The sequence below is a fragment of the Paraburkholderia lebeckiae genome, from assembly GCF_014201005.1.
GTDB lineage: Bacteria > Pseudomonadota > Gammaproteobacteria > Burkholderiales > Burkholderiaceae > Paraburkholderia > Paraburkholderia tuberum.
Map to the genome: position 1 here is coordinate 1 of NZ_JACHDK010000052.1, position 7395 is coordinate 7395.

Genomic DNA, 7395 nt, shown 5'->3' on the forward strand with positions numbered 1-7395 from the left:
TTCCGGAGCACAGCAGCATTCGTAAGCAGAGAGTTCTGTTTCATCGAAACCCCAGGGCGGGTGCACGAAAAGGGTGGAAGCCGGATTTAATGTGCAGGCGATGCGGCATTGCCAGATCTCGTTTTTTGTCACGGAACGGCAACATTTTGGGTGCTGGCGCTGCGCGCGTCAGTTCGGTGTGCAACGCAATCTGGCAACTATTCCTCTGCTTTGCGCGCCACCAACTTCAGGATAATCGTCTTACCGTACAAAGATAAGACTGCCTAATTCTCCGCTGAAACCACTGTTTCCCCGCAGTAGATTCCTCTGTGGAAAATTAGCGCATATTTCACACTAACGAGTATCCCAGACTATCTGAAGGCTGTCATCACCTCTGTACGCTAACGCACATCGCTTTTGTGGCCGTGACGGCACAATCCCATTCAACGCCGTTAGCTTGGGATACATATGAAACAATTGATGCGTGAGATATTCACACGCGCGCTGCTTTTCAGTGGAACTCCCGCGGCGATTCGAGCCTTGCTCTGGCGCGATCGCACCGCGATTCTGCTCTATCACGATCCGTCGCCCGCCACGCTCGAGGCTCATTTTGAGTACTTGAAAGACAAAGTCGAGTTCGTGCCGTTGTCGCAGGCAAATTCGCGAGGTAGTGGTCGTCCGCGCGTGGCCGTCACGTTTGACGACGGCCATATCGGCAATGCAAATCTGCTGCCCGTATTCATCAAGTACGGCGTGTACCCGACCATTTACGTTTGCAGCAGTGTCGTGGCGCATGATCGTACCCACTGGTTCCTACATCCTGTCGCGAAGGATGCAGGTGTGAAGCGGCTGATTCGCATGAAAAACCACGAGCGCCTGGCTGAACTCGACGCGCGAGGCTTTCGTCAGGACTTGCCAGACCCATCGGCGACGATTAGTGGCCTCAGCGCCGCCCATATTGAAGAGATGCGCCCCTATGTCGACTTTCAGTCTCACACACGCTATCACCCGACACTGACCTGCTGTGACGATGACGAATGCTTTGAAGAGCTTGCGCTATCCAAGTCGGAAGTAGAACGGATCGTCGGTAGGCCTTGCGAGCATTTCGCGTATCCCTATGGCATTTATGGTCCGCGCGAAGTCGAGCTGCTGAAGGCCGCCGGCTACAAGACCGCACGCACGACCGACGTGGGCTGGAACGATGAAGAAAGCGACCCGTTCCGACTCAAGGCGTTCGACATTGACGATGACTCTTCCGTGTCGTGGTTCGCCGCGCAGCTCACGGGCCTGACGTTGCTGCCGCGCTATCTGCGACTGGGACGCGTCAAGCGCCTGGCTCAGCGCATCTTCAGCAGGCCACCTGCATTGAACCAGGCGTAGAAAGCACAGCGCCGCCGACGACAGCGCGCTGAGCGAAACTGCCGAGGCCGGGAGATGTCGACCGAGCGTCGACGCGACGGCTCGCGCAGCGGCGTACGACACCGTTGTGCACCGTGCGGCATCCAACCCAGGACAGCGAATCGTCACGATAAGGTATTCGCTAATAAAAATACTATCGCCTGCGATCTCGGCTTCGAGCAGAACAAGCGGTCAACGTTCGAGCACCTGTTAATTAAAGGCGCACCCGGACCGCCAGTGCACTATTCTTAACGGCCTTATTGTTCCTTATCTCCACGGTTAAAAAGGAAGGCGGCATGCGTAAAATATTCATCACGTCTCCGGGTACCGCCAATTATCCGGAAATTACTGCCTATCAAAACTATTTTAAAGCGCGCGGCGTGGATGTGATGGTCGGAACAATCAGCGATTACCGCGAGCTCGATAACAAACGAGATTTCGTGTTGTGGGAAATCATGGGTTTCTATCCGAACCGGTTTGAATCCGACTTTGTCATCCATGACTACCGCTCTCTCTCCGTTGGCGGCTGGCCGGCGATGAAAGACGTCGCGAAGCGGTATTTCAATTGCCAGCCGAATCTGCGGATCTTTCAGAACAAACGGCAACAGGAGATCATGGGTTTCGGCCACGGCGTACCCAGTGTCATCCTGCCCATGGGCGTGCCGAACTGGATCTTCGAGGTGCAGGATGGCGGCCAGACCGAAAAGAAAGCTGATTTCTGTTATATCGGCGAAATGAGCGTCGAGCGGGGCTTCGATCGCGTGCTGGAAGCATTTATAAACAACTTTCAGAAGCGCGACGTCTCCCTCCTCCTGGTGGGAAAACCGGACCCGCGCATCTACGAAAAATTTTCGAATGCAAAAAATATCATTTTCACTGGGCCGTTGCCGCAGCGTGAGGCGCTGAAGCACGTGGTCGAATCCGATGTTGCGGTGTGCTATTTCCCCTATCACCGGCCGCACTGCTATCAAACGCCGACCAAGCTGCTCGAGTATGCGGCGCTCGGCAAGAAAATCGTGTGCAACGACTCGCCGTCGAATGTCAGATGCTGTGAAGAGATGGGCATCCATAGTGTGATCACCACGGCGAACATCTTTGACGGAATCGATGAAGACGCCGCGCGCGGTGCGACAGCGAATCGCCGGACGGACTTCGCAGACCTCATTTGGGACCGGGTGATAGAGCAATCCAACGTCGCGGCGTTTCTGCCAAAGGATATCAAGCTAACCGACGCTTGAACAATCCATTGACGTGCGACATCTCAACGAAGGCGACCCGAACTGCCCTTGGTAGCGCTGAGTCAGCCGAAGAGACACTTGAACGGTGGCAATGACATGCAGATATTCATCCTTCACCCCGGCAAGGCGAATTATCCTGAGATAGATGCCTACACCAGGTATTTTGTGACAAACGACTGTAAGGTAGCGTCAGGGACACTGGATGATTACAAAAAAGTCAAGAATCCGGAGGAGTACGTTCTCTGGTGCATCATGGGCTTTTACCCCAGGATCCCTGCTGCAAAATACGTCATCCACGATTACCGCTCGCTGTCGGTCGGGCGTAACAGTGCGCTAAAGGACAGCATCAAGAAAACGTTTCAACCACGGCCCGATCTACGAATCTTTCAGAACGACTCAATGAGCGCAGTCATGGGCTTCCGCGACGGTGTAGATACCGTTTTCCTGCCGATGGGCGTACCAGACTGGATTTTCACGACGGACGCTGACCGCAACCAGACGCTTCCGTCGGGAACGTACTGTTATCTGGGCGAGATAACGCGGGAACGCGGCTTTGTCGGCTTTATCAGGGACTTCCTGACCGCCAAGCGCGACTCGGATACCCTCGTTCTGATTGGGCCTGTTGAAAAGGAAATCTCCCACGCATATCTGCGATCGCCCGGCATCCTGTTCACGGGACGTCTTGCGCAACGCGATGCCCTCGCGGTAGTTCGCAACTGCGAGATTGCTATTTCAACCATCCCGTACAAGCGTCCGTACGACGTGCAAACGCCGACCAAGCTTCTGGAATATGCCGCGCTCGGCAAAAGAATCATCTGCAATGACTCGCCCTCGAATCTGAATGCCGCCGCCAAGTTTGGAATTCAATGTAAGGTAACGGGCCCAGACGTATTCTCCAGCATCTGCAATTTCCACGGCGATATGGTGCCGAAAAATGACCCGTCCACGCTGCTGCATTTGCGGTGGACAGATATAATCGCCGCCTCGGGCGTGGAGCGATATCTCGCTCGGCTCTGAAAACTGAAATGATTTGCGCGATGACACGCGCAAACCATTTCTGAAAGAGCGAATTCTCGAATCGTCTCCACGAAAGCTGCGTCGCTGATACGAAAAAAAACGGACGCTGTTTTTTCGAACCCCCTGATCGATTCAAAAAAATGCGCGGACTGCAGGAGACGCGCTTGGAGGCAGGTTCATCCAATCAGCGCAACCAGCTCGGTAACGACGTTTCGATGGCGCAAGTCAGTCTCGTCGCGATCGGCGTTCTGTGAGCGTTGTTACGGAGTGGCGCTTCGATTCTTGCCGCGCCCCATCGGCACGTTCGGGGCCAGTTCTTTGCCCGTCCCGACTGCGCGAATCGATGAAGAGTTGATGGTCACGCGCGTGAAGAGGCTTTTGTCCGCTACTCTTCACTTCGCCAGGAGCACTGCATGCAATTGGTCCCAGACGAGGGCTTGCTGCAAATCGCGCAGTCTGCGCCAGCAACTGATACCGGAGCCGTGTCTCCTCTTCGCCGAAAATCGCGCTACGCCCCGCCGCGCAGTTTCACGCCGTCACTCGCTCAGCACCGAACGGCCCTGACGAATGCTTCTCAGCTGGGCCGAATAAAGCAGCGCGATGTTGTTGAAGAAGCGATCTTCACTGAATCTGTCGCGCGCTTCTTCCTGCGCGCGGCGCAATAGACCTTCACGAAATTTATCGTCGGCTATCATCTTCCGGATCAACGAAGTCGCTTCCGCAGCCGTCCGATAAAGAACGCCGGTCGCATTGTGACGAATGGTGTCTATATTGCCGGGACAATCTGACGCCACAACGGGTGTGCCGAGCGTCATTGCTTCAATCAGAGAAATCGGCATTCCCTCCCAGGAAGCTGTCGACAAATAGATATCCGCCTGCGCCACAGCCGCGATTACGTCAGCACGAGTAAGCCAACCGGTCACACGCACGCCGGCGTCCTCGAGCGTCCTCCTGAGATCTGCGTCGCCGTCGCCGATCCATACGAACTCGACGCCGTCCCGATCAAACGAGCGTGCAATCTCCCCGAACAGTCGCGGATTCTTTTGCACACGAATGCCGCCGACAGTCACGATTTTTCGTCGTTTCGTCGACCCGACTTTTCCAGCGCTTTCCAAACGATTGTTGCCCTGGACACCGACAGCCCGATCGATCGCGTTCTCGACCAGCACTGCATCTCGCCGAAGATAGCGGCGGATAGCGGCGCATTCACTTTCGGAGCAGCCAACATATGTGCAGTTCTTCACACACGCAAGCAGCTCCAAAGCGGCGAAACAGTATCGCTTCAAGCTCCCTATGTCTCGCCGTACGAAAGAGATGCAATGCGGGCTATAAAGAAGCGCCGTTGACGGCAACGCAAACAAGGTTGACATTCGTCCTAGGAAACCTGCGAATGAAGAGTGCAGATGGACTATATCCGGGTTCAATTCGATGAGTTGTTGGCGCAACCCAGACATGATGCGTGCCAATGATGGTCCTTTCATCTGCAGATGCTGCAGGACGACGTCAGAGTGAAACATCGCGCGCAAATTCTTCGGTGTCTCCTCGCGCTCTGAGTAGATCACATACACCTCGTGACCTTCCTTGGCGAGGCGCGTCGCAAGCGTGCTCACAACTGCAAGCGTTCCTGTAGCAGTCGATTCGATTACGTGGACCACTCTCATAACGTGTTTCTCGTGAAATGCGCAGCAATAGCGGAACACATCGCCTATCGGTCACGGCGATCGGGACGACCATGCAATCTACGGCAGGGAAAAAGACCTCAGCCGGCTCAGTAGGCGCCATCTTTCGCGAACACCACTTTGACGGTCCTCAGAAGGATCGACATATCGAATGTCAGCGAGCGGTTCATTGCGTATTTAACGTCGAGCGAAACCCGTGTCGGATAGTCCACATCGTTGCGGCCGCTGACCTGCCATAAGCCTGTCATTCCCGGCTTCAGCGCGAGGTAGTAACGAACATCGCGGCCATATCGCACCAGCTCCTTCTGCACGATAGGGCGGGGGCCCACCAGGCTCATATCGCCACGCACCACGTTCCATAGTTGCGGCAACTCATCGAGGCTCGTCTTGCGCAGAATGCGGCCAATCGGCGTCACGCGAATATCGTTTTTAAGCTTGAAATCGCGGTCCCATTCCGCACGAGCCTGCGGATCTGTTGCGAGCAGTTTGGCGAGAACTTCATCCGAGTTCTTGACCATGGAGCGGAACTTCAGGCACTTGAAAGTACGTCCTCCTCGGCCAATTCTCGGATGACCATATACGGCGTTTCCGTGATCGCTCATGACTGCCAGCGCAATTATCAGGAGAACTGGAAAGAGCAGGATGAGTAGAAGCGACGCCCCGCAAATGTCCATCGTTCTCTTCACTGCGTCGTCCCACCTTGCGCCGAAGAGGTTCTCGCTTTGCGGATTCGAGTCGTCCAGGGCGACCTGTTTTGAATTCGCCTCAAGGCACGCCTCTTTCAGTTTCGGATCCGCAGCGGCGTTGGATTCGAACATACTTTCTCCTTAGTTCGGGAACTCGTGGGGGACGGTGCCGGCGTAGGCACCCTGCGCTTGCAAAACAGATTTTGGTGTGGAAGTGAATCGTTTAGTGCCGCTAATTTCATTGATTCACTGGGGACTCACGACGAGCGTAACATCTCACTCAAGGAGCGAATGTTAGTAATAGCGCATAAAGGCGCCATCGTACAGTTCGATCGCGACACGTCGCCTTCATCAGGCGCACCGACTGCTCTTCTGCCAATCAGATACGCAGAATTCGAATCATGACTTCGTCCTTGATCGGTCTGATCTCCAGATACCACTGGTAAATATCATTGACCAAGCGATCAGATCAGACGCATACCTTTGTCAGACGTTTAACCGCTCTTTCCAAAGTTCACGATTTCGAATTTGTCTAGAGAGAAAACCTTTTTTCATCTCTACATAAATCTTATTTGCGCGTTCAATGAAGGAAAAAAGAAAATTTGATGAAGGAACAACTTGTGTAATGACTGACCGCGCCAAGGTCTATGCGATGACTCGCGCTGTACATCGAAGTCGCAAGTATCCCGGCTCGACACTACGAATCGATGTGCGTTCCCGTACATGGTCGGACAATTCGCTCATTGCAGAGTTCGACGCGAAGACTTCGTGATAAGCCGACAAGCGTGGCGAAACCGGCGCCGGAAATCTGATAGTGAGGCATTGCGTCACACAACAAACTTCAGCTGGAACTGATGCCGTCTCTGAGCGCATGGCGAAAATGCGCGTAACAGTCTCACAGTCAAACACTGCCACTCAGCAGTCGCCCATCGGTCGATAACCGCGTGATGCCATGACCATTGCCGAAACAACCAGCGAACAAGGGGGCGCATCCTTCGGAAGATTGAGTCGCTCTGTTCGGAAGTGTTGTGTCAGTGCGGGACTCTGACGTCGACCCAGTTTTCGATGTGCGTGTTCGACATATCCGTGCCGTCAATGCGGTCGCTTCAACAATTGATGTTCATCGGCACACTTAACTTTGCCGTTTTCGGACCAATTCCAGGCGACAGAATTTATAGTTGCGAAATGAAACTCACACTTTTATTTTTGTTCGCCGTCTTAACACTTTTGTGTGGGCAGCCGATGTCGGCCTTCGCGAAGAACGGTCGCGCCAAGACAACGAACGCGACTACCGCCACTGCTCAGCAACTCGCGGCGCTGCAGCCGCCGCCCACCGGAAGCGGAAACGACCGTTTCGCAATGGACGTGAACTGCAATCTCTGGAGTGCGGATCAGACG

4 protein-coding genes and 3 pseudogenes are annotated in these 7395 nt (G+C 54.4%); 4 read left to right on the forward strand and 3 right to left on the reverse strand.

Features of this window, described 5'->3' with window-relative positions; all coding sequences use genetic code 11:
• Window positions 1-447: 447 nt before the first annotated feature.
• From HDG39_RS34080 to HDG39_RS34090, 3 genes are all read left to right on the forward strand, one after another.
• Window positions 448-1359 (forward strand): polysaccharide deacetylase family protein, encoded by a 912-nt coding sequence (locus HDG39_RS34080; protein WP_184012627.1) that lies wholly within the window; start codon window positions 448-450, stop codon window positions 1357-1359.
• 314 nt (window positions 1360-1673) lie between these two features.
• On the forward strand, window positions 1674-2615 hold the full coding sequence (locus HDG39_RS34085; protein ID WP_184012629.1) for a glycosyltransferase: 942 nt from the start codon (window positions 1674-1676) through the stop codon (window positions 2613-2615).
• Window positions 2616-2711: 96 nt separating this feature from the next.
• Window positions 2712-3632, forward strand: a complete 921-nt coding sequence (locus tag HDG39_RS34090) for a glycosyltransferase family protein (RefSeq protein WP_184012631.1) — start codon at window positions 2712-2714, stop codon at window positions 3630-3632.
• A gap of 217 nt (window positions 3633-3849) precedes the next feature.
• On the opposite strand, the pseudogene HDG39_RS35535 reads toward HDG39_RS34090, so the two are convergent.
• The 3 genes and pseudogenes from HDG39_RS35535 to HDG39_RS34100 form a co-directional block, all read right to left on the reverse strand.
• Window positions 3850-4114: pseudogene (locus HDG39_RS35535) on the reverse strand (IS5/IS1182 family transposase); the annotation flags it as partial.
• A 54-nt stretch (window positions 4115-4168) separates the two neighbouring features.
• Complete coding sequence (locus HDG39_RS34095) at window positions 4169-5293, reverse strand: glycosyltransferase (RefSeq protein ID WP_184012633.1); 1125 nt, start codon at window positions 5291-5293, stop codon at window positions 4169-4171.
• 107 nt (window positions 5294-5400) lie between these two features.
• Window positions 5401-5997, reverse strand: a pseudogene (locus HDG39_RS34100) (sugar transferase); the annotation flags it as partial.
• A gap of 1065 nt (window positions 5998-7062) precedes the next feature.
• On the opposite strand from HDG39_RS34100, the pseudogene HDG39_RS34770 reads away from it, so the two are divergent.
• Window positions 7063-7395, forward strand: a pseudogene (locus HDG39_RS34770) (hypothetical protein); the annotation flags it as partial.

Coding starts and splice junctions, on each gene's coding strand:
- HDG39_RS34085 (WP_184012629.1), top strand. CDS start 1,674: ATGCGTAAAATATTCATCACGTCTCCGGGTACCGCCAATTATCCGGAA.
- HDG39_RS34095 (WP_184012633.1), bottom strand. CDS start 5,293: ATGAGAGTGGTCCACGTAATCGAATCGACTGCTACAGGAACGCTTGCA.
- HDG39_RS34090 (WP_184012631.1), top strand. CDS start 2,712: ATGCAGATATTCATCCTTCACCCCGGCAAGGCGAATTATCCTGAGATA.
- HDG39_RS34080 (WP_184012627.1), top strand. CDS start 448: ATGAAACAATTGATGCGTGAGATATTCACACGCGCGCTGCTTTTCAGT.